The sequence below is a fragment of the Streptomyces sp. NBC_00306 genome (genome assembly GCF_036169555.1).
Classification (GTDB): domain Bacteria; phylum Actinomycetota; class Actinomycetes; order Streptomycetales; family Streptomycetaceae; genus Streptomyces; species Streptomyces achmelvichensis.
The window spans coordinates 167,279-194,041 of record NZ_CP108032.1 but is presented as its reverse complement, the minus strand read 5'-3'; the positions used below and the strand labels follow the sequence as shown (position 1 = coordinate 194,041).

The 26,763-nt window shown below is 69.6% G+C and carries 25 protein-coding genes and 2 pseudogenes; 11 read left to right on the top strand and 16 right to left on the bottom strand.

Annotation, left to right across the window (positions count from 1 at the left end):
• The first annotated feature begins 99 nt into the window (after positions 1-99).
• Positions 100-438: a YciI family protein gene (locus OHA05_RS00920; protein WP_328859464.1), complete on the top strand. Its 339-nt coding sequence runs from the start codon at positions 100-102 to the stop codon at positions 436-438.
• An 81-nt stretch (positions 439-519) separates the two neighbouring features.
• Here the strand turns inward: OHA05_RS00920 and OHA05_RS00915 are convergent, their stop codons facing one another.
• Positions 520-1,557, bottom strand: a complete 1,038-nt coding sequence (locus OHA05_RS00915; RefSeq protein ID WP_328859463.1) for a DUF6225 family protein — start codon at positions 1,555-1,557, stop codon at positions 520-522.
• Positions 1,558-1,704: 147 nt separating this feature from the next.
• Between OHA05_RS00915 and OHA05_RS00910 the strand changes: the two genes are divergently transcribed.
• The 4 genes from OHA05_RS00910 (at position 1,705) to OHA05_RS00895 (ending at position 6,310) form a co-directional block, all read left to right on the top strand.
• Positions 1,705-2,280: a helix-turn-helix domain-containing protein gene (locus OHA05_RS00910; protein ID WP_328859462.1), complete on the top strand. Its 576-nt coding sequence runs from the start codon at positions 1,705-1,707 to the stop codon at positions 2,278-2,280.
• Positions 2,281-2,298: 18 nt separating this feature from the next.
• Positions 2,299-3,360 carry a threonine aldolase family protein gene (locus OHA05_RS00905; RefSeq protein WP_328859461.1) on the top strand — a complete coding sequence of 354 codons (1,062 nt, stop codon included), beginning with the start codon at positions 2,299-2,301 and terminating at the stop codon, positions 3,358-3,360.
• A gap of 387 nt (positions 3,361-3,747) precedes the next feature.
• Positions 3,748-4,536 carry an MIP/aquaporin family protein gene (locus OHA05_RS00900; RefSeq protein WP_328859460.1) on the top strand — a complete coding sequence of 263 codons (789 nt, stop codon included), beginning with the start codon at positions 3,748-3,750 and terminating at the stop codon, positions 4,534-4,536.
• A 190-nt stretch (positions 4,537-4,726) separates the two neighbouring features.
• Positions 4,727-6,310, top strand: coding sequence for a glycerol-3-phosphate dehydrogenase/oxidase (locus OHA05_RS00895; RefSeq protein WP_328859459.1), 1,584 nt, complete (start codon positions 4,727-4,729; stop codon positions 6,308-6,310).
• Between the two features lie 63 nt (positions 6,311-6,373).
• Here OHA05_RS00895 and OHA05_RS00890 read toward each other — a convergent pair whose 3' ends face one another.
• Positions 6,374-6,562, bottom strand: coding sequence for a hypothetical protein (locus OHA05_RS00890; protein ID WP_328859458.1), 189 nt, complete (start codon positions 6,560-6,562; stop codon positions 6,374-6,376).
• Positions 6,563-6,672: 110 nt separating this feature from the next.
• Here OHA05_RS00890 and cutA point away from each other — a divergent pair, with 110 nt between their 5' ends.
• A complete protein-coding gene (gene cutA / locus OHA05_RS00885; protein WP_328859457.1) occupies positions 6,673-6,993 on the top strand; it encodes a divalent-cation tolerance protein CutA in 321 nt (106 codons plus the stop codon).
• On the opposite strand, the gene OHA05_RS00880 is transcribed toward cutA, so the two are convergent.
• The gene (locus OHA05_RS00880) at positions 6,994-8,379 is read right to left on the bottom strand and encodes an XRE family transcriptional regulator (protein ID WP_328859456.1); all 1,386 of its coding nucleotides are present in this window, start codon (positions 8,377-8,379) and stop codon (positions 6,994-6,996) included.
• A 122-nt stretch (positions 8,380-8,501) separates the two neighbouring features.
• Between OHA05_RS00880 and OHA05_RS00875 the strand changes: the two genes are divergently transcribed.
• The 4 genes and pseudogenes from OHA05_RS00875 to OHA05_RS00865 form a co-directional block, all read left to right on the top strand.
• Positions 8,502-8,939 (top strand): ATP-binding protein, encoded by a 438-nt coding sequence (locus OHA05_RS00875; RefSeq protein WP_328859455.1) that lies wholly within the window; start codon positions 8,502-8,504, stop codon positions 8,937-8,939.
• Positions 8,929-9,219, top strand: coding sequence for a DUF7848 domain-containing protein (locus OHA05_RS38200; protein ID WP_443043607.1), 291 nt, complete (start codon positions 8,929-8,931; stop codon positions 9,217-9,219). Before OHA05_RS00875 ends, OHA05_RS38200 begins: the two co-directional genes overlap by 11 nt.
• A 425-nt stretch (positions 9,220-9,644) precedes the next feature.
• Positions 9,645-10,949, top strand: a complete 1,305-nt coding sequence (locus OHA05_RS00870; RefSeq protein ID WP_328859454.1) for a YhgE/Pip domain-containing protein — start codon at positions 9,645-9,647, stop codon at positions 10,947-10,949.
• A gap of 673 nt (positions 10,950-11,622) precedes the next feature.
• A pseudogene (locus tag OHA05_RS00865) lies at positions 11,623-11,962 on the top strand (ABC transporter substrate-binding protein); the annotation flags it as partial.
• Between the two features lie 187 nt (positions 11,963-12,149).
• Here the strand turns inward: OHA05_RS00865 and OHA05_RS38195 are convergent.
• Both OHA05_RS38195 and OHA05_RS00855 read right to left on the bottom strand, forming a co-directional pair.
• A pseudogene (locus tag OHA05_RS38195) lies at positions 12,150-12,290 on the bottom strand (pentapeptide repeat-containing protein); the annotation flags it as partial.
• Between the two features lie 526 nt (positions 12,291-12,816).
• Entirely contained in the window at positions 12,817-13,404 is a 588-nt protein-coding gene (locus OHA05_RS00855; protein WP_328859452.1) for a peptidase inhibitor family I36 protein, read from the bottom strand.
• 455 nt (positions 13,405-13,859) lie between these two features.
• Between OHA05_RS00855 and OHA05_RS00850 the strand changes: the two genes are divergently transcribed.
• Complete coding sequence (locus OHA05_RS00850) at positions 13,860-15,143, top strand: DUF5933 domain-containing protein (protein ID WP_328859451.1); 1,284 nt, start codon at positions 13,860-13,862, stop codon at positions 15,141-15,143.
• A gap of 98 nt (positions 15,144-15,241) precedes the next feature.
• Here OHA05_RS00850 and OHA05_RS00845 read toward each other — a convergent pair whose 3' ends face one another.
• From OHA05_RS00845 to OHA05_RS00795, 11 genes are read right to left on the bottom strand one after another with little or no spacing between them, the layout of a single operon-like run.
• Positions 15,242-16,219, bottom strand: a complete 978-nt coding sequence (locus tag OHA05_RS00845; RefSeq protein ID WP_328859450.1) for a sugar kinase — start codon at positions 16,217-16,219, stop codon at positions 15,242-15,244.
• Positions 16,220-16,227: 8 nt separating this feature from the next.
• On the bottom strand, positions 16,228-17,160 hold the full coding sequence (locus tag OHA05_RS00840) for an SMP-30/gluconolactonase/LRE family protein (RefSeq protein ID WP_328859449.1): 933 nt from the start codon (positions 17,158-17,160) through the stop codon (positions 16,228-16,230).
• Positions 17,157-17,792: a bifunctional 4-hydroxy-2-oxoglutarate aldolase/2-dehydro-3-deoxy-phosphogluconate aldolase gene (locus tag OHA05_RS00835; RefSeq protein ID WP_328859448.1), complete on the bottom strand. Its 636-nt coding sequence runs from the start codon at positions 17,790-17,792 to the stop codon at positions 17,157-17,159. Before OHA05_RS00835 ends, OHA05_RS00840 begins: the two co-directional genes overlap by 4 nt.
• 25 nt (positions 17,793-17,817) lie before the next feature.
• Positions 17,818-18,618: a hypothetical protein gene (locus OHA05_RS00830; protein ID WP_328859447.1), complete on the bottom strand. Its 801-nt coding sequence runs from the start codon at positions 18,616-18,618 to the stop codon at positions 17,818-17,820.
• Positions 18,612-19,757: a galactonate dehydratase gene (dgoD, locus tag OHA05_RS00825; RefSeq protein WP_328859446.1), complete on the bottom strand. Its 1,146-nt coding sequence runs from the start codon at positions 19,755-19,757 to the stop codon at positions 18,612-18,614. The genes OHA05_RS00830 and dgoD overlap by 7 nt, the downstream gene beginning before the upstream one ends.
• Positions 19,754-20,536 (bottom strand): FadR/GntR family transcriptional regulator, encoded by a 783-nt coding sequence (locus OHA05_RS00820; protein ID WP_328859445.1) that lies wholly within the window; start codon positions 20,534-20,536, stop codon positions 19,754-19,756. Before OHA05_RS00820 ends, dgoD begins: the two co-directional genes overlap by 4 nt.
• 48 nt (positions 20,537-20,584) lie before the next feature.
• Positions 20,585-21,343, bottom strand: a complete 759-nt coding sequence (locus OHA05_RS00815) for an SDR family NAD(P)-dependent oxidoreductase (RefSeq protein ID WP_328859444.1) — start codon at positions 21,341-21,343, stop codon at positions 20,585-20,587.
• Between the two features lie 55 nt (positions 21,344-21,398).
• Positions 21,399-23,510, bottom strand: a complete 2,112-nt coding sequence (locus OHA05_RS00810; RefSeq protein WP_328859443.1) for an alpha-galactosidase — start codon at positions 23,508-23,510, stop codon at positions 21,399-21,401.
• Positions 23,507-24,433 carry a carbohydrate ABC transporter permease gene (locus tag OHA05_RS00805; RefSeq protein ID WP_328859442.1) on the bottom strand — a complete coding sequence of 309 codons (927 nt, stop codon included), beginning with the start codon at positions 24,431-24,433 and terminating at the stop codon, positions 23,507-23,509. Before OHA05_RS00805 ends, OHA05_RS00810 begins: the two co-directional genes overlap by 4 nt.
• Positions 24,433-25,329: a carbohydrate ABC transporter permease gene (locus tag OHA05_RS00800; RefSeq protein WP_328863314.1), complete on the bottom strand. Its 897-nt coding sequence runs from the start codon at positions 25,327-25,329 to the stop codon at positions 24,433-24,435. Before OHA05_RS00800 ends, OHA05_RS00805 begins: the two co-directional genes overlap by 1 nt.
• 2 nt (positions 25,330-25,331) lie before the next feature.
• Complete coding sequence (locus OHA05_RS00795; protein ID WP_328859441.1) at positions 25,332-26,624, bottom strand: ABC transporter substrate-binding protein; 1,293 nt, start codon at positions 26,622-26,624, stop codon at positions 25,332-25,334.
• Positions 26,625-26,763 lie beyond the last annotated feature (139 nt).

Sequence of the window (26,763 nt, the reverse complement as noted above, 5' to 3'; positions counted from 1 at the left end):
AATCTCCTTGGCCGGACGGCCGAGTGTCGGTTCTGAAGGGAGGCGTTCGTCGTAGGGTGAGAGGCGGCCGAGGGAGGCCAACGGCCGAGGGAGCCATGTATGACGCGGTACCTGATCTCGTTCGACGACGGCGCGATGGCGTTCCCCGAGGAGGAGTTGCCCGAGGTTGCCGAGGCCTCGCACGAGGTGGTGCGTCAGGCTCAGGAAGCCGGTGTGTGGGTTTTCGGTGGTGGACTCGAAAGGCAGCAGGCGAACGTCGTGGCCATCGACGGGACGGTCACCGACGGGCCGTACCCGGAGACCAAGGCGGTGCTCGGCGGGTTCTCAATCATCGATGTGCCCTCACGTGAGGACGCGCTGGAGTGGGCTGCCAAGATCGCTGCCGCGTGCCGCTGTGCGCAAGAGGTCCGGGAGATCATGCCCGACGTGTCCGTTTGAACGAAGACGAGCCGCAGCGGCTGGGGCAGTACCCGCAGGCGCCCCTGAAGCAGGGGCCCACCCGCGGGTCGCACGTGCCGGTCAGTCGGGGGCGGGGTAGTAGGCGCCGGCCTGGGCGTCGGCGAAGAGCGTGAACTGTACCTGCGGCTCGGCGTTGGCGGCGTCAAGCTCCACGGGCTCCGCGTTGACAAGGACGTAGTCGCCGTAGTCCTCGAAGTCACCCGGCGTGTCGGCTACGCCGACGTGGATCGGTGTCTCGTCAGGAACATCCGCGAGAACCTCACGCAGGCGCCCGACGGTCCACACCTGCGGCGCGTGATCGAACATGTCAGCCATGCGGTGAGAGTAGAACCAGGGCCCTCGGGATCGTGTACGCCGCGCCGTGCGCCGGGAACCGAGGCCCGCAGGGGTTCCCTTCGGATCGGACCGTGCTTCAGTTGTCGAACTGGTCGGCAGCGGCTGCGAGCAGGGTGTAGACGTTTCCGTACGCTGCATACTTCTCCATCGTCCGGCGCCGACGAGGTCGGGGGCGGAACTGCTGTGAGCCGTTGCCTGGTCGAAGTCTTCGATGTAGCGCCGGCTCTGGTCGAGAATGCGTCGAGCGTGGTCGTCGGGTGCGTCCGGGTCCTTGTGGCCGGTGATGATCTTTTCCGGTCGCAGGGAGGCCAGAGCGTCGAGCGTGGCGAGCCACTCGGTCCGGGTTTCCGGTGTGGAGCGCCACAGCCACATGTGGATGTTGTTGTAGGTGACGTCGCCGGAGACGACGGTGGCCAGGTCGGGAACGGGGACCACGCTGTTGATGACGCCGTCGCTCCGTCCGAGGGCAAGCAGCCGCACGATGTGGCGGTCGATCTCGAGTTCGTCGGACGTCAGGGCCGTGGGAATGGCTGCCTTCTCGTCGAACTGCCCACCGAGCCATATTGCGGCGCCGTCCAGCCGGGCGGGTTCGGAATCGGCTTGTAGCCACTGTTGAACACATCGATGGACAAGGGCATCGTGTCCTCGCTCGCGCGAGATGACGCCGGTGCGGCCTTGCCGGACCGGTACACCTGGCTTCTTTGAGTTTCGGTGGCGTTGGTGGCCGACGCGCTTCGGCAGCCGTGGGCGAGGGGCCCTCATGGACGAAACCGTTCACTAAAACGAACGCAGAGTTTACTGCCTGCCTCATGTTCGGTATAGTGAACGCATGGTTCATCCCGGGAGGGTCTACGCGTCAACGGACGGGTCAGCACCCACCTCGATCACCGAAACGCACAGGAGCCTTTGATGACGCCCCCGCCTTCCGGCCGCCTGCCGGTGAGCAGCACCGCAGCCGCGGTCGGCGCGAAGATCCGCCTGCGCCGCCAACAGCGCGGTATGAGCGCCGCGGAGATGGCGCGGCGCGCCGGACTGAGCAAGGCCACGCTGTCGCAGCTGGAGGCCGGCAACGGCAATCCGACGATCGACACTCTGGATGCGATCGCGATCGCCCTGCGCATTCCGATCGCCGACCTGTTGGCCCGTGATGCCGACACCGGGCCTGTTTTCCGGCCGGCCACGGACATGGAGCCCGGAGAGGTCTCCCGGGAACTGCTGCGCCGCATCAGCAGCGGCAACAGCCTGGAGATCTGGCGCCTGCGCATTCCTCCGGAGACGGAGCTACCCGGCGTCCCGCACGCCACCGGCACGATCGAGCATCTGCTGATCGCCACCGGCCGTGTCACCGCCGGCCCCGTCGACGCCCCGCAGGAACTGGCCCCCGGGGACATGCTCGCTTTCGCCGGGGACGCGCCGCACTTCTACCGCACCGGGGTCGAGGAAGTGGACATCACCGTCGTCTTCGCCTCCCCCATCAGCACCTGAGACCAAGGAAGACCCCTCATGAGCACCACCCTCGCCACCACCCCCTCCGGTCGTGCCTTCATCAGCGACAACATGGCCGGAGCATCCCCGCAGATAGCCCGCGCCGTCAGCGACGCGGCCGCCGGGCAGGTCCTTCCCTACGGCAACGACCCCTTCACCGACAGGGCCCGCCGCAAGCTCGGCGAGATCTTCGAGCGGGACGTCGATGTCTTCCCGGTCTCCACCGGGTCCGCCGCCAACGGCCTGAGCCTGGCCGCGCTCACCCCGCCGTGGGGCAGCGTGCTCTCTCACCCCGACAGCCACATCAACCACGACGAATGCGGCGCTCCGGAGTTCTTCACCAACGGTGCGAAGCTCGTCGGCGTCCCAGGGCCGGACAGCAAGATCGACCCCGCATTGCTGGAGGTGGCGGTGCGCCGCCGGGCCGGTGACGTGCACAGCGTTCAGCCGTCCGCGGTGAGCCTCAGCCAGGCCACCGAGAGCGGCAGCGTCTACACCCTGGACGAGATCCGCCGCCTGTCCGCCATCGCCAAGGACGCGGGACTGCGCGTCCACATGGACGGTGCGCGCTTCGCCAACGCCCTGGACCATCTGGGTGCCACCCCCGCCGAGATGACCTGGAAGGCCGGTGTCGACGTCCTGTCCTTCGGCGCCACCAAGAACGGCGCGATGACCGCCGACGCCATCGTGTCCTTCGACCCCGCACTCGCCACCGAGCTCGCCTTCCGCGCCAAGCGCGCCGGCCAGCTCACCTCCAAGATGCGTTTCCACACGGCCCAGATCGACGCGTATCTCACCGACGGACTGTGGCTGCGCAACGCCCGCCAGGCCAACGCGATGGCCACCCGGCTCGGCGACGGCCTCAAGGCCATCCCCGGCACCGGCCTGCTGGCCACGCCGCAGTCCAACATTCTCTTCTGCCGCCTGCCCCAGCAGGTCACCGAAGGACTCCTCGCGGAGGGCTACGCCTTCTACCACGACCGCTGGGAGGCGGGGATCGTCCGGTTCGTCACCGCCTTCTCTCACAGCACCGACGACATCGACCAGCTCCTCGACGCGGTCCGCCGCCACAGCCACTGAGCTCGCGGCCGGCGAAACGCCTCGGCGTACCGGAGGCAGGCGACCGGGTCCACCGATCAAAGTGTCTGCTGCGACAAATCCGCAGGCAGGGGGGCTTGATCACGCAAGCACGACGCAGGGCTGTGTCGCTGACCGTACGGGCAGGTCACCGCCGCGGCACTGTCATGTGCATCCGCAGGTTGCCGCCGCCGCCAGGGGGGCGTCCCATGGAGGTAGGAACGAGCCTGGCGGCAGCGGGCCCGCACGTGCTACCGCGGCCAGACCGGGCGGATGCAGCCCCGACCGTGCACACACGGCGCCTTGCGGGTCGGCTGTGTGTGTGCCATCCGGTCCATGAGATGCCCTGACTCCCGGTCGGCCCGGGGGTGGGGCGAGAGGGAGCCAAGTGTGTCCAGCTCCGACATTTTCATCGGCGAGCTCATAGGCACCGCCGTACTCATCCTGCTCGGTGGCGGCGTGGTCGCCGCTGTCGTACTCAAGCGCTCGAAGGCACAGGGTGCCGGCTGGGTGGCAATCACCTTCGGGTGGGGATTCGCGGTCATGACCGCGGTCTACATGGTCGGCTCGCTCTCCGGCGCGCACATCAATCCGGCGGTCACGCTCGGTATCGCGATCGCGAACGATGACTGGAGCAACATCTGGGTCTATTTCGCCGGGCAGATAGTGGGCGCCATGATCGGTGCCGCACTCGTCTGGATCGCCTACTACGGACAGTTCCACGCCCACCTCACGGATCGCGAGATTCTCGCGGCCCAACCGGAGGTGGAGGGGCTGGTCGACCAGAAGGCAGCGCCCAAGGCCGGCCCGGTTCTGGGAATCTTCTCCACCGGTCCTGAGATCCGTGTGGTGTGGCAGAACCTGGCGACCGAGATCATCGGCACCACTGTGCTGGTGCTCGCCGTCCTGACCCAGGGCCTCAACGACAGCGGCAAAGGTCTGAGCATCCTCGGCGGGCTGATCGTGGCCTTCGTCGTCGTCGGTATCGGTCTCTCGCTCGGTGGCCCGACCGGCTACGCCATCAACCCGGCCCGTGACCTGGGTCCGCGCATCGTGCACGCCCTGCTGCCGCTGCCCAACAAGGGCGGCTCGGACTGGACCTATGCCTGGATCCCTGTGATCGGTCCGCTGGCAGGTGGCGCGCTGGCGGCGGGTATCTACCAGCTCGCGTTCACCTGAGGCGTCCTACGACCTCGCAGGAGCACTCCGGTGACCGGCGCACACACCTGCGGCCCCTTCTCCCCGCCCACATCGGGACGGACAGGGCACCAGGGGCGGCAGGTGTGCCTGCGCCGGTGACACTGCGCGCAAGGCGCTCTCCCTGCGGCTGCCTGATCAGGCCGACCCATCAAGGCAAGGTGCAGACCTCATGACGACCCCCATGACCAGCACACGGCTGAGCCGCGTCGAGACGCGGGAGCGGCTGTCCATGGCGACGTACGACCTCCTGGTGATCGGCGGCGGCATCCTGGGCATCTCCACCGCCTGGCATGCCGCGCAATCCGGGCTGCGGGTGGCTCTGGTGGACGCCGGCGACTTCGCCGGCGCCACCTCCTCCGCCTCCTCCAAGCTCCTCCACGGCGGTCTGCGCTACCTGCAGACCGGCGCGGTGAAGCTGGTGGCGGAGAACCACTTCGAGCGCCGTGCGGTCTCCCGCCAGGTGGCCCCCCACCTGGCCAACCCGCTCACCTTCTACCTGCCCATCTACAAAGGCGGACCGCACGGCGCGGCGAAGCTGGGAGCGGGAGTGTTCGCGTACTCCGCGCTCTCCGCCTTCGGTGACGGCGTCGGCCACCTGCTGAGCCCGGAGAAGGCGGTCCACTCAGTGCCGGAGCTGCGCACCGAGAACCTCCAGACCGTTGCGGTCTACGGCGACGACCAGATGAACGACTCGCGCATGGCACTGATGACGGTCCGCGCCGCTGCCGAGTCGGGTGCCACCGTGCTCAACCACGCCGAACTGCAAGGGCTGCGCTTCACCGGAGGCCGGGTCACCGGCGCGGAGCTCAAGGACCGTCTCGACGGCACCGAGTTCGGCGTCGATGCGCGTCTGGTGCTCAACGCGACCGGTCCGTGGGTGGACCACCTGCGCAGGATGGAGAACCCGAACGCGGCTCCCTCCATCCGGCTCTCCAAGGGCGCCCATCTGGTGCTGAAGCGCACCTCGCTGTGGAGGGCGGCCCTGGCGACCCCGATCGACAAGTACCGCATCACCTTCGCGCTCCCGTGGGAGGACATGCTGCTGCTCGGCACCACCGACGAGGAGTTCGTGGGCGACCCGGCGGACGTCGCGGTCAATGAGAACGACATCGCCCAGATCCTGGAGGAGGCCGCGTACTCGATCCGCGACCAGCAGCTGTCCCGCGATCTGATCACCTACTCCTTCGCCGGTCTGCGGGTCCTCCCCGGCGGCCCCGGCGACACCTCGACAGCGAAGCGCGAGACGGTGGTCACCGAGGGAAGCGGCGGAATGCTGTCGGTCGCCGGCGGCAAGTGGACGACCTTCCGCCACATCGGCCGCACTGTGTTGCAGAAGCTGGAGTCGCTGCCCGGCCACCCGCTGGGAGAGGGGTACGAGCCGGTCTCCCGGCTCCCGAAGGGACTGCCGCTGCCAGGCATCGCCAACCCGCGCGCCGTCACCCGCGGACTGCTCACCGACAACACAGCCCAGGGCCCGCAGATGGCCGCCGACACTGCCCGGCACCTGGCGACCCACTACGGAACCCTCGCCTACGAGATTGCCTGTCTTTCTCACCGGGATCCCGCCCTGGCCGAACGCATTCACCCCGACGCCCCCGAGATCTGGGCGCAGGTCGTCTATGCCCGCGATCACGAATGGGCCGAGACCGCCGACGACGTACTGCGACGCCGTACGACTCTCACCATCCGCGGTCTCGCGACGGACGAGATCCGCGCCAGGGTCGAGGCAATCCTCGCGGAGACGGCTCCCTGACGGACCTCGTGCGGCTCCGGCGCCTCGGCCCGCGCCGGAGCCGCACCATGTCGGGGTGGATAGTCATGCCTGGTCGTCGAGCAGGTCGGCGAGGTGAGCGCCGAATCGGTTTTCCAGGTCCCCTTTCTGCTGCAACCCGCGTGCGACCAGGGCGGCGATGCTCTGCCGGGTCTCGGGCCAGGTGAGGGCATCCGCGATAGCGATGCGGCCGTCCAGGAGCCTGTCGATCGGGGATAGCGAGAGGTTGAGCACAGTTGAGCCCACTTCATAGCGTTCTTGGCGGGGCGCCGATCGGCGTCGGATCGGGTCGGTACGCCGGTGTGCTCTGGATGGCGGGTCAACGTCCGCCCTAGGCTCGACGCATGACTGAGTGCGTGCAGGTGTACACAGCGACCGAGAGCCGCGAGGCGGCGGTGAAGCTGGCCAAGGAAGCGACGGAAGCCCGGCTGGCTGCCGGAGCGCAGGTGGTGGGCCCGGTCACGTCGGTGTTCTGGCACCTCGGGGAGTTCGGCGAGGGGGAGGAGTGGCAGGTGATCTTCAAGACGACGACGGCCCGCTATCCCGAACTCGAATCGCACCTGCTGGAGCGCCACCCCTGGAAGAATCCGGAGATCAACGCGGTGCCGATCGTGGCGGGTTCCGCGGCGGGCCTGGAATGGATCGCTCGCAGCGTCGCCGAATGATCATATTGCCGCGCGGTCCAAGACCTCTGCGACCGGAGCGACAGCCCGGTAGGCGTGAAGCCTGAGCAGGAACTCGTCGGCGCGCTGCTGGGGTCGCACTGACCCGACGCCGGCGAAGAGGTCCATGGCTGTCGCGATCACGGTTGCCGACTGCTCGATCTCGCCGGCGTCCAGGTAGGCGTGTGCCAGCCAGGTGAGGTACAACGCCTTGTCGCGAGCGTGAGTGTCGTCGAAGTCGGCCAAGGCTGCTTCTAGGGCGGGCACGGCTCGCAGGGGGCGATGCAACTCGGTCCAGCAGCGGCCCTTCATGATCTGGAGCTCGCGGGTGTCGACCCAGGATGACCAGTCGGGCCCGGGGCGTTCGCCGCCTGTCCCGGTCACAGCTTCCTCGGCCTGGCCGAGTGCCTGCTCCGTCTCCTTGGCCTGGCCGGCCTTGGCATGGGCCCACGCGCGCCGTTCGAAGAGAAGGGCGCGAACTGTCGCGGGGGCGTCCGCCCTGGCTGTCTCGCAAGATGCGGTGGCCGTCGCCACCCCGGAGATACCGGCGCTGACCTGCTGGTAGGCGAGGAAGGCCAGAGAGTTCCCGGCGAGTGCGGGATCCTGGGCGGCGGTAGCCGCCTGGAAGGCCTTCTCATAGAGAGCAGACGCCTCGGTCTGCCGGCCTGCGTCGAACGCGGCCCAGCCGGCCTGCTGGGCTTGCTCGGCCACCAGACCCAGCAACTGTCGGCCCGTCGCCTCGGTGTACGACGAGTTGCGCAACAGGTTCATGGTGGAACCGAGTTCCACGCGGTAGATGTGCCGTGTATCGGCTCCGCCCAGCACGTCATCGAGGCTGCGGAGACGGGTGGTACGTCGCTGAAGGTGCCGTAGCTCACGCTGTCCGATACGGCGTCCTGACGGTGTTGCCGTCGTAGCGGCTGTACCAGTGGCGATGCCTATGGAAGCCGCGAGAAACCTCCTGCGCTGCACTTCGTCTCCTTCGAGATCCACGGTTCCCAAATCATCGGAACTGGCAACGCCCGCGATTCTTGGGGTGACAGTCGCCAGCGGAGAGCTCAGCTCCGAGGGACCTGCGGGCGAGGGCTGCGACATCCCCTCCCAGGGGCGCGGGGCCATCCCGACGAGGTGGCCCGGGATGCGCAAGGCATCTGCGATGTACCCGATCTTCTCGTACGTGGTGATCGCACCGTCGCCTCGCGCCAACTTCCCTACACGCTCCGGTTTGATGTCGCACGCATCGGCGATCCGCAGGAAGCTGATCCCACCCCATTGCCGGGCCAGCTTGAAGACCTGACCGAAGTCGTGCCGCCTCAGCGCAGCCTGCACATCGGCTCGGCCGAGGACCTGCGCCGGTAAAGCCGATGGTGGTGAGACGTCCCCTGACATGCGCTTCCCCAAATCTGCCTGGGATCCAGGAATACCAGCGTTTCTCCGCGCGGAGCTTACCCATCATGGGTACCCCTATCGCCGGGAACCGGCGAGGCGTTGCGGCAGCCATCCTCTGAGCCATGCAGAAGCGACAGGATGCGCTGAACGGCCCGGTGATTCGCCGATGGACACGCCATCCGCGCTGCGTCGGCCTGGCCCGAGCAGAGCTGGCCAAGACGCTCGCCGCCTGGGGCATGGCCGAAGTCGAGGACGCGGCACTCGTCGTGCTCTCGGAGCTCGTCACCAACGCGGTAACCCATGCGCGCGTCTCACCCGGGCGCGAGATCGAGACCCGCTTTCAGCTGGCCGGTGCTGACCTCCGCATCGAGGTGCACGACAGCTCTAATGTAAGGCCTCGCAGGCAGGACCCCAGCAGCGAATCGGAATGCGGCCGCGGGCTGTCACTGGTCAGCGCGCTGGCAGACCAGTGGGGCATCAGCGAACGCAACGGGGTCGGAAAGTCCGTCTGGGCTCTCATCGCGTACCGCCACAGGTCGGAGTCAGTCGATGGACGGTAGCCAAGAACCTTTGGACGATGTCGCGTTATCCGATCAGCCAGTGAGGCCTCGTTCGGTAACGCGGCACGCCGACTGGCTGTTGATTACGGACAGGCAAGGCAGCGGTCCAGTCTACGAGGCTGAGTGCACGATGTGCGGCGAATCCTCCGACGCGGCTGAGACCAAGGACGAGCCCGAGCTCTGGTGTCTGCGGCACTCAGGCGCCTCCGGGCACACCGGCTATCGCGGAATCACGACCGCGTTCTTCCGCGCCACCTTGTTCGGAGGTGCTGACGCATGAGGCAACGTCTGTGCGCCTGCGGGATGGTCGCGTTCTGGACCGTGGGCTACGTTCCGTGGCGTCGTTCGGCCGCCCCGGCGGCGCGTTGTGCGACGGTGTCCCGGCGCAGTGCGCCTGACTGGACGTGGCGATTGCGCGGAGCCCTGGCTGCGAGTCTCCGGTGGTCGCAGTGGAGGGATTGTGGATGTCGCTTCGCACGACATCGACCGGCCTGCCGCGGTGCTCACGCACCTCCCTGGGGCCCGCGGTCGTGTCGTGGAGGGATGCCGTGACCACAGGCCTTATCGTCCCTTGAGGGTCGGCCGGTGCTCGCGCACTCCCCGGGCGTGGACTGCCGAGACACCGCGTATGCGGCCCCTGCGTCACAGCCAACACCGCCGCAGCCAGGTCCGGAGAGCGCAGGACCGTGTCCCTGATGGAGTGTCATGACCTCAGCCGGTTCCGGGGAGCAGCCATCGCTCGTACGCGCCTCTGCTGTAGCGCGTCACGGAAAGCTCTGGCTGGTGCCGACCATCTTGTGTGCGCTGGTGGCCGTGTGCCTGACGCTGCTCTACATGGGCGGCATCCTCGACCCGAACGGGAACCTGCGCCAATTGCCGATCGCCCTGGTCAACACGGATCAGGGCCCGACGCAGCCAGGGCAGCACCAGACCGTGGGCACCCAGGTGAGCCGGGCGGTTGTGGCCAAGACCCCAGCGGACACCGTGAGGTGGCGCCACCTCAGCCGAGCCCAGATGCAGGACGAAATGGCGTCGGGCAAGATCTACGGCGCCCTGGTCATCCCGCCCGACTTCACCACCTCGGTGACAGCCCTGACGACCCCGCGGGCCACGGCACGGCCCGCGCTCACCGTCCTGACCAACCCCGGGCTGGGCAGCCTCGGCTCTGCCCTGGCCACCCGGATCGCACAGAACGCGGCTCACCAGGCATCCCTGGAGATCGGCCGACAGTTGACGGCCCAGGCTCCTGCCCAGGGCGCCGACACCACGACCCGGGCGCTCCTGGGCGACCCGATCACCGTCACCACCCAGGTGGGCCACCCCATCGGCAAGCACAGTGGCCTCGGCCTGACTGCCTTCTACTACACCCTGCTCCTGGTGCTCATCGCGTTCGTCGGCGGCAACATCATCAACAGCGGCGTCGACGCGGGCCTGGGCTACACCGACAACGAAATCGGGCCGTGGCACACCCGGCACCCGACGGTGCCGATCAGCCGCACGCAAACGCTGCTGCTGAAGATGGTCATGACGGTGGGAATCACTGTGCTCACCACCACCCTGCTGATGATCGCCGCGATCGCGATCCTGGGCATGGACGCCGCGCACCTGCCGCTGCTGTGGATCTTCTCCTTCTGCGCGAGCCTGGCCGTGGGCCTGGGAGTACAGGCCATCAACGCCGCCTTCGGCGGGATCGGCCAAGTGGTATCCATGTTTGTGTTCATCGCCCTGGCCCTGCCGTCCTCGGGGGCGACGATTCCCCTCCAGGCCGTCCCCGACTTCTACCGCTTCCTGGCGCTGTTCGAACCGATGCGGCAACTGAGCGACGGAGTGCGGGCCATCCTCTACTTCGACGCCCGGGCCGATGCCGGGCTGATGCGAGGGTGGGGCATGATTGCGATCGGCGTCGCTCTGGCCCTGCTCTTCGGATTCGCCATGACGCTCTACTACGACCGCAAGGGGCTGCACCGCCTGGGTCCGCTGCGTGCCGAGACGAGCGGTCAGGCACCGTGATGGCACGTCGATGCGTTCACCAGCCTGGCACTCGGGGCGGCCGCGATCGTGCAATGCCTGCTGGCTGTGGGGATGTTGACGTTTCTCGATCAGGCCGTACTCGATGTGTGGGGCAAGCCGCTCGAGGCCATCGTCACGAAGGCGACTCGGCATGAGAGGAACGCGCCGACGGGGAAGGTCACCGGATCCTGGTGGGAGTGCTCGCTGAACGGCTCGACGGTACCGGGCTCGAACGGAGCCTCAGAGAGTCGGACTTCGTCGCGCTGGGCGAAGCGTGCCCCGAGGGTGCGGAGGTGGGAGACCGCCTTGTTGTGTACGCGGTGCCTGGGGGTTTCGCCGCGCCGCAGGCGAACCCTCCTGTCGGTGGGCTGTGGCTCGTTGTCGCGTTCACTGCTGCTGCGACGGCAGCAGCGGCGACCTTCACGTCGGTTGGAATGAGTCGTGCGGGTGCGCCGGCGCCAGGGGTGGCCCAGCGGTTCGTACGGGGCCGGCCAGGAGTACCAGCCCGCAGGTGAAACAGCGGTCGGTGGCGGCCACGGTGGTGGTGGCACTGTCCGGAACGGTCATCGGGTCCCTGCCACGACGACATGAAGTGAACCCGTACCATCGGCCCTTGCCGTTGCAGGGAACCGGGCAGACTGCAGATTGTTCGTCAGACGGGAGACGCCGACGGATGGATTCGCCACCAGCACCACCCGGGGGCGGGACGGACGCAGGGATCGTCCGTCAAGATCGGCGCTCTCGTTCCGCTGACTCGGCCCGGCTGGGTCGAGGCAGGCCGACACCTGCTCGCCGGGCTCGAGTTGGCCGCCCGAGATGTCAACGGCGCCGGCGGGATCTCGGGAAGAGCACTCGAGCTGGTGGTGCGAGATACCGCGGCCGATCCACGGAGGGCCGCAGCGGCCGTAGAGGGGTTGGCGCGCCTGGGCGTCGCTGCCGTGGCGGGGGAGTATCACAGCGTCGTCGCCCGCGCCGCTGCCGCGAGCGCCGACGCGCTCGGCCTGCCGTTCTTGCCTCGATCGTTACGGCGACGTCGAACACAGCCTCGGACAGAACCAGTTCTTCCTCGCACACGAACGGTCCCATGACGGCAGCGCGTGCAAAAGCAGCCCTGTTGAAGTGGGCATTCCTGTGGAACTGCGCCCCGAAGAACCTTGCGTCACCGCCGAACTTCGCCCCGTTGAACCGGGCATCGAGGCCGAACTTCGCCTGGTTGAACTCCGCGTCGCCGGCGAACTCCGTTCCGCCGAACCCTGCGGTGCCCTCGAACTGTGCGCCGTCGAATCTGGCGTCACCGGTGAACTTTGCCCCGTTGAAACGGGCTTCGTCGCCGAATTCCACCCCGTCGAACCTCGCCTCACCGGCGAACTCCGCCCCACTGAAGGACACTTTGCCGGTGCGGGACCGGTCTGTCGCAGGGTCGTGCAGCCGGGCGAGAAGCTCGGTCAGCAGCTCCTCACTCAACACAGTGCCACGGTGATCGAGGTCGGCACCGGGCAGCAGACCTGCCAGGTAGGCGGCGCGGTCGGTGGTGCTCAGATGGGCCAGACACTCGGCATACGGGTCGACCCGGCGGCCGCGGCAGCCCACGGCGTCGGCTGACGGATCGGAGCCGTGCCCGCAGCAGGGCCAGTCAGGAGCGCTCAGGGGCGACGCGGCGGGGGCGTTGGCGGTCACGCCCGATAGTACGTCGGATGACGGGCGGTGGAAGTCCAACACCGAGCACGACAAGGGGGAGTGCACCGCCGCCGAGGTCAAGGTGTTTCCCTGCCGCTCCCACCTGATGCGCGGTCGACCGTCATCCAGCCGTCCGCCTGCCGTGAGGCGGGGGATGACGCGTCCGTCGTCCCCCGCCCCCGGTCCTCGGCTACGCGTACAGCTCGATCACATCGGCCTGGTCGTTGGCGGACACCAGGGCCTCGTACCTCCCGCCCGGCCCGCCGAAGATCCACTCCAGGCCGCCGAGGTCGGAGTCCCAGTTCCTGCCGACGATCCAGGCGCCGCCGGTCTGCGCGTTGTAGTAGGAGCTGACCTTGTCCTGCCAGCTGGAGCCGTCAGGCATCGTGTAGTTGGACAGCGTGTAGGAGCCGTAGTAGTAGAAGTCCAGGCGGTAGCCGGTCGCGTCGCGGTGCTGCCACACACAGGCGTAGCCGGTCCGGCAGTCGCCCGTGCCGTCGGCCGCTGCTCGGGTGGACGGCACGACCGTCATCTCCACGCCCGGCGCCAGCCGCACCCGGTCCTTCCCGACGCGCTCGGCACCCTCGTTGTGCTGCAGCAGCCCCTCGATCTGCCGCTCCAGTCTGGTGTCCGCCGTCCGGGCCGGCGAGGCGGAATCGGCCGGCGCGGCGGCCGTCGGGGTGGCCAGAGCCGTGGTGAGCACGGACGTGGCGACCAGTGCGAGGGCGAGCGAGGTACGGCGCGTGCTCAGCGAACTCAGCAGCTTCAGCGGATTCATGCGTCTCTCCCGTTGGCGTGTAGGCGGAACCGGTGCTCCTGCGACGCCCTCTTCATCAGCGGCGTCCCCATCCGGTGCCGCTCGGAGCGGTCAGTTGCTATACGCGCGAAACGGGGGCCAGGTTGCACAGGAGTCGCGCGCCCGACGAGGGCGACCGGGTCGGCGTTCCGATACCGGAGCCGGCGAGATGTTCCTGCCGGGCCGAGCGGACCGAGCTGCACCAGTCCGGGCGGGGCGGCGTTTCCTGTTCGCTGTGGTGGCGGGCAAGGGGTCGATCGCTGGATTCGAGGTATCCATGATCGGAACGACGAGTATATTCCGCTAACATGTTCGAGCTCATAATGATCGTCGTGAAATAAGACAAAGCGGCTGAAAAATTGATAACTAACCTAACGCGAGGACTTTCGCGCGCAGGCGGCAGCTCTCGCTCGGCTGCGTGGCGTCAACCGACCATCGTGCTGTGGGTCGCGGTGAGTGTGGTGGGCCTCGGATTCCTCGTGGCGCTGGAGATCGCCGCGCGCCGGTACGGCGAGCCGGGGCCGATCACCGACCAGGCGCGCGAGGTCGTATTCGCCCCCAAGTCGGGGACGGTGCTGTACGTCAGCATGGCGTTGATGATGGTGGTCCTCACCTGGCGGCAGCGATTCATCGCGGTCGGCGCCGCGATCGGCATCGACATCGTCTTCTGGCTCGTGCGGTGGGCTGCCGGTGCCGAGATGATGTACGGCAACGGAGCACTGTGGGTGACGTTGGCCTGTGGCGTCATCGCCCTCACACGCCGCACCGGCCGGGACCGCGTCCTGCTCCTGAAAGGTGTCGGACTCGCCCTGCTGCTGGTGGCCGGCCGCAAGACCGGCTACACCTGGCTGCTGATCACGTCGAAGACCCGCCCGAAGGTGCTCGACCCGTACGTGGCAACCGCCGATCACGCATTGGGCAACCCCTCATGGCTGGCGGGCCGCATTGTCGCGGCCACCGGCACGGTGGGCGAACACGTCCTCGACTTCGTCTACATCCAGCTCGCGGTGGCCGCGGTCCTCGTCGCGCTGTACCAGCTGCGCAATGTGGCGGCCGAGGGCCGCTTCCCGGGCCACCATCTGGTGCGCACCTTCCTCGTCATCGGCTTGCTCGGGCCGGGCATTTACATGATCTACCCGGTGGTCGGGCCCGTCTTCGCCTACGGTGCCGACGGGGGTGCCTGGGCGGTTGCCAACCTGTGGCCGGACATACCGCCGCCGGTCGGTATCCCGCGCCCGATGCCCTTCGACGAGATCACCCCCCGGAATTGCATGCCCAGTCTGCACACGGCGTGGGCTACCGCGATCTTCATCCATTCCCTCAAGGGCCCCCCGATTCTGCGCTTTGCGGGCGGCTTCTGGCTGATCGCCACACTCGGCGCAACGCTGGGCTTCGGGTACCACTACGGCGCGGACATCGTCGCCGGTGTGGTGTTCACCGTCACCATCGAGGCGGCGCTGCGCTCGCTCGACCGGGGCTGGGACCGACGGGGAATCCAACTCGTCGTCTACGGCGCAGCGGTATTCACCGCACTCCTGGCGTCGTATCGCTATCTGCCGATGGAAATGGCCGCACGTCCGTGGCTGTTCGGCCCGCTGATCATTGCGGCGATGGCCTCCGTGATCTACGGCTACGTACGGACCACCCAGCTGTGGGATCGGAAACCCGAGCCGGTGCATCTGCCCCAACCGCGACACGAACAGCAGCCCGAACTGGTCTGAGCCGCGCTGCACCGGGTTGCAGGGCCTCGACGGGCGGTTCCTCGAACACCGGCAGGAGCCGCTCGGCGACGTCAGGCCGCGCGGCCCGTCCGGAGGAGTCAGCCGATCACGGCGGCTCGCCAGGTTTCGTCGTCGGCGTCCAGGAGCGCGGCGACGACTTCGGGGTCCGGCAGCGGGCCGTGGTCAGCCGCGACTCTCAGCGCCGAGGCCGCGGTCAGATGGCCGAGGCGCAGGGCGCGGTCCACGGGCAGCTGCCGCAGCAGGCCGCTGAGGAACCCGGCGGCGAAGGCATCGCCCGCGCCGACGGGTTCGGCGACGCGCACCTTCAAGGCGGGCACGCTGTGCGCGGCGGCTCCCACGAAGGCGGTGGCTTCGCGGTCGCCGTCCTTCACCACGAGGATCTGCGGACCGGACAGGAGTTCACGAATCCCGTGGGCGTCGGTGATTCCGTCACCCCACAGGGCCTGGGCCTCGTCGAGGCCGACGAGGACGATGTCGGCCCGGTCGGCGAGCGGTCGCAGGACGTCGCCGGCGGGGCGGCCGGTCCACAGGGCGGGGCGGTAGTTGACGTCGAAGCTGACCGGGCAGGGGCGATCGGGGCGCAGTGCCCGCTCGACGAGGGCGTGGCAGCCGGGGGAGAGGGCCGGGGTGATGCCGCTGAGATGGAGGAGCGCGGCGCCCGCCACGGCTGGGTCGTCGAGGAGCTCGGGGGTGAGGGCCGAGGCGGCGGATCCACGGCGGTGGTAGTGGACGCGCGTGCCGTTCGCACCCGGGTCCTTCAGGAGCAGTCCGGTGGGCCGGTCCGGGTCGGTGCGGACGCCGTCGACGTCGACTCCGCCCGCGGCGATCCGGTCGCGGACGCGCCGGCCGAAGGGGTCGTCGCCGACCGCGGAGAGCCAGTGCGTGGGGATGCCGTGGTCGGCGAGGTAGAGGGCGACGTTCGACTCGGCGCCCGCGATGTCGACCCGCAGCAGGTCGGCGTCGTCGAGCGGCCCGAGGGGCTCGGGGGCGAGGGCGGCCATGGTCTCGCCGACGCAGACGACGGGGCCGGGGCGCAGGTGCCGGGGGGTGCTCATGGTGGGTCCTACGGTGAGTCGGGACGGACTGCGGTGTCGCCGGCGGCGTCGGGGTCCGTGGGGGCCGGGCTCTTGGTGCGCTCCGGGCGGTACGGCGCTGCCGGCGTCCCGGGTACGTCGACGCGGAACGCGAAGACGGCGCCGTCCAGCGGGCCCGGCCGGGACAGGCCGATGCGGGCGCTGGTGACGAGGAGGGTGCGGCCGTCGGGACCGCCGAGGCAGAGCCCGGCGGGCTGGGCGGCAGGCAGTTCGACGATCCGGTCGAGGGTGCCGTCGGGGTGATAGCGGTGGGCCTGGCCGACGCCCCAGACCGCGATCCAGAGGCCGCCCTCCGCGTCGGTCGTCATACCGTCGGGACTGCCCGTGGAGAAGGTGATGTGGGGGACCGGCTCGCCCACGTCGCCGGTGACCGGGTCGACGGGGTAGCGCCGGACGAGCCCTCGGGCGCTGTCGGCGAGGTACATGACGGTGCCGTCCGCGGTGAAGGCCGGTCCGTTGGGCACGGTGATGTCCCGCAGTACGCGGGTGACGCGGCCGTCGCGGTCCATGCGGTAGAGGGAGCCCGCGTCCTCGGTCGCCTCGTACGCCATGCTGCCCGCCCAGAAGCGGCCCTGCGGGTCGGCGACGCCGTCGTTCATCCGCATCGGCACGGGTGCGTCGTCCTCGGGGCGCGCGATCCAGTCGACCCGGCCGGCGGGGTCGATGCGGCAGATGCCGGTGCCGGCCGCCGCGATCCAGTGACCGGGCCGGTCCTCGATCGGGGCCACTGCCCCCAGTGGGCAGGGGAGTTGGGTGATGCGGGCGAGCGGTGCGGCGGGACGGCCGGGGGCGGACAGGAGACGGCCGGAGAGGATGTCCGTCAGCACCGCGCGGCCGTCCGCCCACCGGATGCCCTCGCCGAGTTCGAGGCGGTCGGTCCCGATGACCGTGGGCATGGTCATGGCCGGACCTCCGTGCGCACGACGTCCAGAAACGCGCGGGCCCGCTGGCGCAGGGCGGTGAGACTGCCGCCCGAGGCGGCGTCGCCGACCAGGGGCGAGCCGACACCGACGGCTGTGGCACCGCTGCCCAGATAGTCGGCGGCTGCCTGGGCGTCCACTCCACCGACGGGTACGAACGGCAGGCCGGGGAAGGGGCCGCGCAGGTCCCGGAGATAGCCCGGGCCTCCGGCGCTGCCGGCAGGGAAGAGTTTGAAGGCCGTGGCGCCCAGGCGTTGCGCCTGGAGGACGTCGGTGGGGGTCATCACGCCCGCGAGCACCGGGAGTCCGAGCTCCAGGCCGGTGGCTATGCCGTCGCTGACCGCCGGGGTGACGAGGAAGGCGGCTCCGGCTCTCTGAGCGGCGCGGGCCTCGTCGGAGGTCAGGACGGTACCGGCGCCGAGGGCTGCGTCAGGGCCCAGTGCGGCACGGGCCCGGGCTATGACGTCGAGCGCGTCACGTCCGCTGAGGGAGACCTCGACGAGGGAGACGCCTTCCTCGACGAGGGTGAGCACGGTGGTCAGCGCGGCGTCCGGATCGCTGCCGCGGACGATGGCGAGCAGCCGGTGGGCGCGCAGCGCCGCGAGCAGGTCCATCGGGGATCCCTTCTGGTGGTGGGTGTCAGGCGCGACGGGTGGCGGTGACGGTGAGCCGCCAGGTGACCTCACCGCTCGCGGGCACGACGGCGGTGTCGCCGTCGTCCCCCGTCGCCCGGTCGAAGACCCGGCCGAGCATCGGCTCGACGCCGATCGACCGGTACGGCGCGTCCTGGGGGAAGCCGCGGAGGTTGCGCCACAGGGCGACGGAGTGCGGCTGCGGTCCGTCGGCCTCGACGGACAGGTGGAGGGAGTCCGGGCCGTCGTGCACGGACACCTGTGAGGTGAGGACGACTGCTCCGACGGCGCTCCCGTCGTCCGGGCCGAGCCGGTCCAGCGGGATGCCGTCGACGGTGGGCCAGGCGCCGGTGACCCAGCGGTCTCCCTCGTCCGGGTAGAGCCGCGTGACCGCGGGCCCGTCGATACCGATCCGGGCGGACGGAGACAGGTCGAGCAGGGCGTGGGCGGCCCATACGAAGCGGTAGCCGGGTTCGGCGGTGAGCGTGTAGTCGGCGACGGCCGCCCCCGCCTCGTCGCGGATACGGCGCGCCAGGCGGAAGTCCGGGCACTCCACGAGGTCCACGTCCCCGTCCCGCCGCCACCGCCGCGACCAGGCGTCCCCGTGATCGGGCAGCCCGCGAACGGTCGGCGCGCACTCCTCCAGGCCCCCGGCGTCGGCGAAAGCGTCACCGGGGGAGATGTGCGCGCGGCGCGGCTCGTCGCGGTGCCAGAGCCATTCGCGGCCGCCGGCGGTCAGTGAGGTCCAACGGCCGCCCCATTCCGGGTCGGTGACCACGGACACCGGCAGCCGGTTCCCGGTCACCATTCGGCGAAGGAGCCGTCGGCGTGCCGCCAGACGGGGTTGCGCCAGGCGTGCCCGGACCGGTCGGCGGCGCGCACCGCGTCCTCGTCGACAGCGATGCCGAGTCCGGGCAGTCCGCTGCGACGCGCCTGACCGTCGACGAAACGGAAGGGCTCGGTGTCGACGAGGTAGGAGAGCAGGTCGGCGTCCTTGTTGTAGTGGATGCCCCGGCTCTGCTCCTGGATCAGGAAGTTGGGCGTGGCGAAGGCGACCTGAAGGCTTGCGGCCAGTGCGATGGGGCCGAGCGGGCAGTGCGGCGCCAGATGAGCCCCGAAGGTCTCGGCGAGCGACGCGATCCGGGTGACCTCCGAGATCCCGCCGGCGTGCGACAGGTCCGGCTGGGCCACGGCGACTCCCGCGGTCAGCGGCGGAAGGAAGTCGGCCCGCCCGTAGAGCCGTTCACCCGTGGCGAGCGGCACCGACGAGGCGCCGACCAGGCCCGGCAGCAGGTGCGCCTGCTCGGGCAGGACGGGCTCCTCCACGAACAGCGGGTGCAGGGGGGCTATCTCCTGGAGCACGCGCCGCGCGTTGGCGGCGCCGAAGCGGCCGTGGAAATCGACGGCGACGTCCCGGTGCGGACCCAGGGCCTCGCGTGCCGCCGCCACGCGCTCGACGACGGCGGCCGTCTCGGCGGGGCTTCCGATCGGCGGGGTGCGTCCGGCGGCGTTCATCTTGACGGCGGTGAAGCCGGCCTCCACCTGGGCGGTCACCTCCTCCTTGAGCCGGTCGGGCTCGTCGCCGCCGACCCAGGCGTACACCCGTACCGAGTCGCGGACCGGCCCTCCGAGCAGCGTGTGCACCGGCACCCCGAGTGTGCGGCCGGCGATGTCCCACAGGGCCTGGTCGATGCCGGCGACGGCACTGGAGAGCACCGGGCCGCCGCGGTAGAAACCGCCCTTGCTCAGCACCTGCCAGTGGTCCTGGATGCGCAACGGGTCCTGGCCCACCAGGTATTCGGCCAGCACCTCCACGGCCGACCGGACCACCTCGGCCCTGCCCTCCACCACCGGCTCGCCCCAGCCGACGACGCCGTCATCCGTCTCGATCCGGCAGAACAGCCACCGGGGCGGGACGAGAAAGGTCTCGACGCGCGCGATCTTCACTGTCCCTGGCCGTCCTTCTTCTCGGAGGAACCGTCCGCCTTCTCGGAGGAACCGTCCGCGCCGTCGGACGCGAGCGGGCCGCTGACCTTGTCGAGATCGCGCGTCGCCTGGTCGAGCAGGGCGCGCATGGCGTGCTCCGCGGCGTCGGGGTCCCGGTCGCGCACGGCGTCGAGGACGGCACGGTGGCTGGGTACCGGGTCCTCGCTGTGCGGAGCGCTGTGCACGAGCTGGTCGCGCTGAGCGAGGCCCGACTCGATGACCATCTCCATGCGTTCCAGCAGCTCGTTGTGGGTGGCAGCGAGCAGCGCCCGGTGGAAGGCGAGGTCGGCCTCGACGGCGTGACTCGCGCCGCCCTCCTGCCCCATCGCGCTCAGGGCCGTCTCCAGCGCCTCGAGGTCGGTGTCGGTACGCCGGTCCGCCGCAAGGCGCACGGCCGCGGGTTCGATGATCCCGCGGACCTCACCGAGGCTGCGCAGCAGCGCGGGGTCGGCACCGGAGCCGCTGCTCTCGGAGAACTGCCAGCGCAGCACGTCGGCGTCGAGAAGGTTCCAGTCGGAGCGGGGCCTGACGAACGTGCCGCGCTTCTGCCGGGCGTCGACCATGCCCTTGGCCGCGAGCACCTTCAGGGACTCGCGCAGCGCCGTCAGGCTGACGTCCAGCTCGCTCTGCAACGCCGCCATGTCGAGCGTCGCTCCTTCGGGGATCTCGCCGGTGAGCACCCGTCGGGCGAGGGTCTCCACCGTCTGGCCGTGCACTCCGCGGCGCGCGTATGGCGTCATGTCTATGCCCTTCTTGCTGTTCGATCGGTGGCCGGGGCGGTCGTTCCGTCAGGCCGAGGCCTTCGAGACGCTCCAGCCGCCGTCCACGAGCAGGCTCGATCCGGTGATGTAGGAGGCTTCGTCGGCGGCGAGGAAGGCGACGGCGGCGGCGACCTCCTCGGGCGTGCCGAAACGGCGGGCCGCGGTGCCCGCGACGCTGAGCTCGCGGTCGGCCAGCGGCACCCGGTCCCACGCGGCGGTCAGGATCGGCCCCGGCAATACCGCATTGACCCGGACGTCCGGGCCGTACTCGACGGCGAGTTGACCGCACAGCGACAGCAGGGCGCCCTTGCTCGCCGCGTACGCCGGATGGCCGGGGATGCCCCGGTGCGCGTGCACGGAGGACACGAGCACCACGGCCCCGGAGCTCGCGCGCAGATCCGGCAGCGCCGCCCTGACTCCGAGGAAGGCACCGGTGAGGTTGACCGAGAGCTGCCGCTCCCAGGAGGCGAGACTGGTCTCGTGGGCCGGTGCGACGGCCACCGTGTACGCGTTGCTGACCAGGACGCCCACGGGACCGAAGCCGTGCGCGGTGGTGATCACCCGCTGCCAGTCGTCCTCGCTCGCGACGTCGGCGGCGACGAAGACGGCCCGGGCCCCGTCCTTGCGCAGCCGCTCGGCGGTCTCCTCGCCGCGCTCGGCGGCGATGTCGACGAGGACGACGGCCGCGTCCTCCGCGGCGAGGCGAGCCGCGGCGGCCGCGCCGATGCCCGACGCGGCGCCCGTGACGACGGCGACGCGGTTGGTGAAACGGGCGGCTGGATTCATGGGGTGGATCTTCTCCTGTTCGTGAGGCCGGTGGGGCGCAGACTGTCCGATGTCGTCACTGACGGGCCAGCACCGTCAGCTCCGCGTCGTGTTCGCGGCTCCAGGTGAACGGCAGCCCCGAGTGCAGCAGATACGCCCCGCTGTAGCGGGTTCCGGTGTCGGTGTCGATGTATACGGATTCCGGGGCGAGGGCCCGCAGGCGGAGCCGGGCGGGCCGTCCGGACAGCAGGGGTGCGCCGTCCAGCGGTCCGGTGTTCCATGCCGTCACCACCACACGGGCACCGCCGCGTTCCTCGAACTGCACGCCGCACGTCGGGTCGGCGGGGGTGCCCAGCAGGTGGACCTCGCCGTGGTGGACGACGTCCCGGATCTCCTTGTAGCGGGCGATCCACCGCGTGGCCTCGGCACGCTGCTCCGGTGCCCAGTGGCGGATGTCGGCGCCGACACCGAGCACGCCCGCCATGGAGTTGACGAAGCGGAAGGCGAGCGAGCGCGGCCGGGGGTCGAAGATGCCCGGGGCGTCGGTGACCCAGGAACTCATGGTGTGCGGTGCATGCGCGTGGAGATAGCCGTACTGGATGCGCAGCCGGTCCATGGGCGCGGTGTTGTCGCTGGGCCACACCACGTCGGTGCGGGCGATGGTGGCGTGCTCGACGCGGGCGCCGCCGCCGGCGCAGCCCTCGATCGTGACGTGCGGGTGGGCGGCGCGCAGGTGGTCCAGAACGCGGAGGTAGCCGGCGACGTGCGCGGCGTCGAGGTCCTGCCGCTCCGGGTCGTGGCCGGCCGGATGTCCGGGGCGGCCGCGTTCGGTGGGCGGCCGGTTCATGTCCCACTTCAGATAGCTGATGGCGTGAGAGCCGAGCAGCCGGTCGAGCGTGCTGATGACGAAGTCCTGGACGTCTTCACGGCCGAGGTCGAGCAGGAGTTGGTTGCGCACGAGTTTGGCCGGGCGGCCGTCGATCCGGTACACCCACTCCGGGTGCTCGGCGTACAGCTTCGAGCGGGGACTGATGCCCTCGGGTTCGACCCACAGACCGAAGTCCATGCCGAGGGCCCCGACCTGATCGATGAAGCGGTCGAATCCACCGGGAAATGCGGCCGGGTCGGGGTGCCAGTCACCGAGCCCGCCGGTGTCGTCGTGCCGGCCGGTGAACCAGCCGTCGTCGACGACGAAGAGTTCGGCGCCCAGCTGTGCGGCTGTCCTGGCCAGTTCCAGCTGTTCGTCTGCGTCGACGTCGAAGCCGGTGGCCTCCCAGGAGTTGTAGAGGACCTTGCGGGGCCGGTCGATGCGCTCGCCGGTCAGGTGCCGCTCGTAGCGGTGCCAGACGCGAGCCAGTCCGTCGAGACCGTCCGGGCTGAAGGCACAGGCGAGGCGTGGTGTGACGAGGGTGGTGCCGGGGGTGAGTCGCACGGCGCCCTCGTGCGGTACGCGGCCGGCGCGGACGCGCAGCGCACCGCCGGGCTCGGCGTCGGCGGTGATGCGCCAGTTGCCGGACCACTCCAGGGCGATGCCGTAGGTGGGGGTGGTTCCCTCGGCGGGAGCGTCGGCGGACTGGATCGCGAGCCAGGGGTGGTAGGCGTGGCCCGCCGAACCCTGGGTGCTTTCCATCTCGAAGCGCCCGCGGTCCAGTTGCAGGTGATGGAGTTGGAACTCCTGGGACCACTGGCCGGCCAGGTACGTCAGCCGAGCGCCGCCCTGGACAGGCACATTGACGGCGGCGGAGTCGAAGCGTTCCAGTCGCACCTCGTCCTCACCGGTGCAGGTGAGCTCCGTCCAGCGCAGGACGACGTCGGTACCGGGCACCGTCTCGTAGCACAGCGTGGTGCGCAGCCCGAGGAGGTCGTCGGCGAATTCCAGGCGCAGTGTGTGGTCGCCGTCCTGGGTGGCGCCGTCGAAGTGCCACCAGCTGCCGCGGTCGCCGCCGGGACGGGAGGCGATCAGGTCGGCGCCGGTGAACGGCCGCAGCCCGTACGGGATGTACTCGGCCGGGGCGGTGTCGGCGGGGGTGATGAAGTGGGTGCGACGCGACCCGTCCATGGGCGACGGCCCGGCCTCGGCACCGTGCGGCCCCCAGGCGGCGAGTTCGGCCCAGCGTCCGTCGTTCCCGAGAGTGACGGCGTAGGTGGTGGTGTCGGTGCGCAGCAGCCACCGGTCGGGCGTGGTCACTTCACGGCTCCGAGGTTCAGTCCGGCCACGAAGTGGCGCTGGAAGCGGAGGAAGACGGCCACCGTCGGGGCGGCGGCGATCACCGAACCGGCGGCGATGACGTTCCACATGGACACGTACTGGCCCTGCAGTCCGATCAGCGAGGCGGTGATGGGCATCTGGCTGTCGGTGCGCAGCACCGTGATGGCCCAGAGCAGATCGTTGAAGATCCAGGTGAACGACAGGGCGGTCAGGGCGGCCAGTGCCGGGCGGGCCAGGGGCAGGATGATCCGCCAGTAGATCTGCCAGGGGCTCGCGCCGTCGATGACGGCGGCCTGCTGGATCTCGGTGGGGATCGCCCGCATGAAGCCGTGCAGGACGAAGACGTAGAAGCCGACGCCGAAGCCGACCTGAACCCCGATCAGCGCGTACAACTGGTCGTAGATTCCCAGCACTTCGCTCAGCTTGGAGACGGGGATCAGCAGGATCTGCGGGGGCAGCAGGTTGCCGGCGAGCATCAGCAGCAGGAGGACGCGCCGGAACGGCAGGTCGTAGCGGCTGAGCGCGAAGGCCGCCATGGAGGCGAGGCCCAGCGAGAGCAGTACGGTGGGAATCGAGACGATCATGCTGTTGATGAGCGCCTGCTGCTGACCGCCGTCCACCCACGCCTGGCGGAAGCCGTCGAGGGTGAACGAGTGGGGCCAACTGCCGACCCCGTGGGCGGCGATGTCGTCGAAGGTGCGGGTGCTCGTGACCAGGACGAGGGCGATCGGCAGCAGCCACAGCGCTGACAGCAGGCCCGCCGTGAGGTGGAAGCCGGTGGTGCGCAGGGCACGGCCGCGGACGACGGGCCGGCGGGGAGCAGGCTGCGGGGCCGTGTGTGCCGTGCCGGGCGCGTTGCCCGAGTCCTTGCCGACGGGTGCGGAGGCATGGGTGGCGGTCATCAGTCGGCCTCCCGGAAGGCGCGCACGAGGTAGCTCGCGATGACACCGAAGGCGAGCACGAAGATGACGACGGCGAGCGCGGAGCCGTATCCCAGGCGCAGCGACTGGAACGCGGTGGAGAACATGTAGGTGCTCAGCAGTTCGGAGGAGTGATAGGGACCGCCGCGGGTGAGCGCCCAGACGACGTCGAACGAGCGCAGCGAGTCGATGACGATGACCGACAGGACGACCGCGTTCACGCTGCGCAGCTGCGGCAGGGTGATGTGACGGAACTGCTGAATGCGGCTCGCACCGTCGACCTTGGATGCCTCGTACAGCACGGGATCGATTCCCTTGAGGCCGGCGAGGTAGAGCACCATGACGTAGCCGACCTGGCGCCACAGGGCGGGCACGATCACCGCGTAGAAGGCGGTGTCCTGGTCCGCGAGCCACGCGTGCCGCCAACTGTCGAGGCCGACCGCCGACAGCACGTTGTTGATCAGGCCGTCCGGCTGGTACATGGCCTGCCACACCAGCGCGGTGGCGACCAGCGAGAAGACGACCGGCAGGAAGAGCGCCGCCCGGTAGAACCCGATGCCGCGCCGCTCCTGCTGGAGCAGCAGCGCGGCACCGAGGCCGAGGGCTGCGGAGAGTCCGCCGAAGAGCAGCAGCCACAGGACCGTGTTGATCGCGGCGGTACGGAAGACCGCGTCGTGCGCCATCTCGCTGAAATTGCCGAGGCCGACGAACGCGGGGGCCGACAGGCCGTCCCACGAGGTCAGCGACAGGTAGAAGCCCTGGATGGCGGGCCAGAAGACCCAGAAGGCCTCGACGAGCAGCGGGAGGAGAACGAAGGCCAGGACCACCGGGGGCACGCGCGTGGCCCTGGACCGTCGTGTGGAGCCGATCAGCGCCATGGTCACTGGTTCCAGATCTTCTGTGCGCTGCGCTGCCACGTGGTGAGGATGGAGCCGATCTGCTTGGGTTTGGCCAGGTAGTGCACGAGCGCGGTGTCCGCGGACGGCTGGAGGGCGTCGCTGGAGTCGCGGTTGAAGAACTGGGTGAGGTCGGTGGCGCTCTCGATGAGCTTGCGGCCCTTGAGCACCAGTGGTGTGCCCGAGTCCTTGGCGTCGGGGTGGGTGGGCAGCGTGGTGCCCGAGCCGCTCTTGAGGTAGAGCTCCTGCGACTCGGCGGTGGCCAGGTAGCGCAGCAGTTCCTTGACACCGTCGGCGCGCTTCGTGCGGGCGCTGGCGAAGAAGCCGTCGGTGGGCGCCTCTTCGGCGACCGGGATCTTCGGGTCGATGATGGGGAACTGGAAGAAGTCCAGGTCGTCCAGGGCGTCCTTGGGGGCCGCGTCGGCGAAGAAGGTGCCGATCAGCATCATGCCCGTACGGCCCTGGAGGAGGGCGGTGGTGGCGTCCTGGAAGGGGATCGCCGTGCCGTTCGGGTCGAAGAACGGGCGCGCCTCGTCCCAGCGGTCGAAGACCCTGCGGACCTCCGGGTCGTCGAAGCGGTGCTTGCCGGCGAGGAGTTCACGGTGGTACGTGGCGCCGTTGACACGGATGTTGAGGTAATCGAACCAGGAGGAGGCGACCCACGGGGTGTCGCCGCCGGCGCCGAGGCCGATGGGGGCGACGCCCTTGCTCTTGAGCTTGTCGCACAGGTCGAGGAACTCGTCCCAGGTCTTGGGCTCCTGAACACCCCACTTGGCGAAGTTGGACTTCCGGTAGAACATGCCCCACCAGTAGTAGCTGGTGGGCACGAAGACCTTCGTGCCGCTGGAGGCGGAGGTGCAGAGCTTCTTCAGCGCGTCGGAGTAGCCGGCGAGCTCGGGCTTCTCCCAGATGTCGTCGAGGTCGAGGAGCAGGTCCTTCTTCGCGTACGACTCGGCGACGGAGCCGGGGTACCAGGTGTAGACGTCCGGCGGGTTGGCCGAGGTCAGATAGGTAGGCAGCTGCGTGCGGAAGGTCTCCGAAGCGACGGTGTTGAGCTGCGCCCTGGTGTCCCCGCGCTTGGCGAAGGCGGCGACGCTCGCCTGTATCGCGCTCTTGGCCTGCGGGGAGGAGAGGTTGGACTGCAGGGTCACCGGGCCGCCGGACTTTCCTCCGGAGGCGGACGGGCTCTGGGTGACGCAGCTGCTGAGCAGTGCGCCTGCGCCGACTGCGCCTGTTCCTACGAGGAATCGGCGGCGGGTGGCGTTGAAGGCGGTCATCTGTGCACTCCCTTGGTGCCCACGGAACGGAACTTGAGGCCCCCTGACGGCCCGGCTCCGGGCGCGGCAGGCACAGCTTGGCGCAGTGCCGGAAGGACCGTCAAGATTAATTACTAATTTATTGTCCAGGGGCTGTGCC

Excerpts from the sequence above, each read along its gene's own strand:
- OHA05_RS00880 (WP_328859456.1), bottom strand. The coding sequence starts at position 8,379 with ATGTCAGGGGACGTCTCACCACCATCGGCTTTACCGGCGCAGGTCCTC.
- OHA05_RS00820 (WP_328859445.1), bottom strand. The coding sequence starts at position 20,536 with ATGACGCCATACGCGCGCCGCGGAGTGCACGGCCAGACGGTGGAGACC.
- OHA05_RS00795 (WP_328859441.1), bottom strand. The coding sequence starts at position 26,624 with ATGACCGCCTTCAACGCCACCCGCCGCCGATTCCTCGTAGGAACAGGC.
- OHA05_RS38200 (WP_443043607.1), top strand. The coding sequence starts at position 8,929 with ATGGACGGTAGCCAAGAACCTTTGGACGATGTCGCGTTATCCGATCAG.
- OHA05_RS00915 (WP_328859463.1), bottom strand. The coding sequence starts at position 1,557 with ATGAGGGCCCCTCGCCCACGGCTGCCGAAGCGCGTCGGCCACCAACGC.
- OHA05_RS00855 (WP_328859452.1), bottom strand. The coding sequence starts at position 13,404 with ATGAATCCGCTGAAGCTGCTGAGTTCGCTGAGCACGCGCCGTACCTCG.
- OHA05_RS00815 (WP_328859444.1), bottom strand. The coding sequence starts at position 21,343 with ATGAATCCAGCCGCCCGTTTCACCAACCGCGTCGCCGTCGTCACGGGC.
- OHA05_RS00835 (WP_328859448.1), bottom strand. The coding sequence starts at position 17,792 with ATGGACCTGCTCGCGGCGCTGCGCGCCCACCGGCTGCTCGCCATCGTC.
- OHA05_RS00845 (WP_328859450.1), bottom strand. The coding sequence starts at position 16,219 with ATGAGCACCCCCCGGCACCTGCGCCCCGGCCCCGTCGTCTGCGTCGGC.
- OHA05_RS00875 (WP_328859455.1), top strand. The coding sequence starts at position 8,502 with ATGCAGAAGCGACAGGATGCGCTGAACGGCCCGGTGATTCGCCGATGG.
- OHA05_RS00920 (WP_328859464.1), top strand. The coding sequence starts at position 100 with ATGACGCGGTACCTGATCTCGTTCGACGACGGCGCGATGGCGTTCCCC.
- OHA05_RS00895 (WP_328859459.1), top strand. The coding sequence starts at position 4,727 with ATGACGACCCCCATGACCAGCACACGGCTGAGCCGCGTCGAGACGCGG.
- OHA05_RS00870 (WP_328859454.1), top strand. The coding sequence starts at position 9,645 with ATGACCTCAGCCGGTTCCGGGGAGCAGCCATCGCTCGTACGCGCCTCT.
- OHA05_RS00840 (WP_328859449.1), bottom strand. The coding sequence starts at position 17,160 with ATGACCATGCCCACGGTCATCGGGACCGACCGCCTCGAACTCGGCGAG.
- OHA05_RS00905 (WP_328859461.1), top strand. The coding sequence starts at position 2,299 with ATGAGCACCACCCTCGCCACCACCCCCTCCGGTCGTGCCTTCATCAGC.
- OHA05_RS00805 (WP_328859442.1), bottom strand. The coding sequence starts at position 24,433 with ATGACCGCCACCCATGCCTCCGCACCCGTCGGCAAGGACTCGGGCAAC.
- OHA05_RS00800 (WP_328863314.1), bottom strand. The coding sequence starts at position 25,329 with ATGGCGCTGATCGGCTCCACACGACGGTCCAGGGCCACGCGCGTGCCC.
- OHA05_RS00830 (WP_328859447.1), bottom strand. The coding sequence starts at position 18,618 with ATGGTGACCGGGAACCGGCTGCCGGTGTCCGTGGTCACCGACCCGGAA.
- OHA05_RS00910 (WP_328859462.1), top strand. The coding sequence starts at position 1,705 with ATGACGCCCCCGCCTTCCGGCCGCCTGCCGGTGAGCAGCACCGCAGCC.
- cutA (WP_328859457.1), top strand. The coding sequence starts at position 6,673 with ATGACTGAGTGCGTGCAGGTGTACACAGCGACCGAGAGCCGCGAGGCG.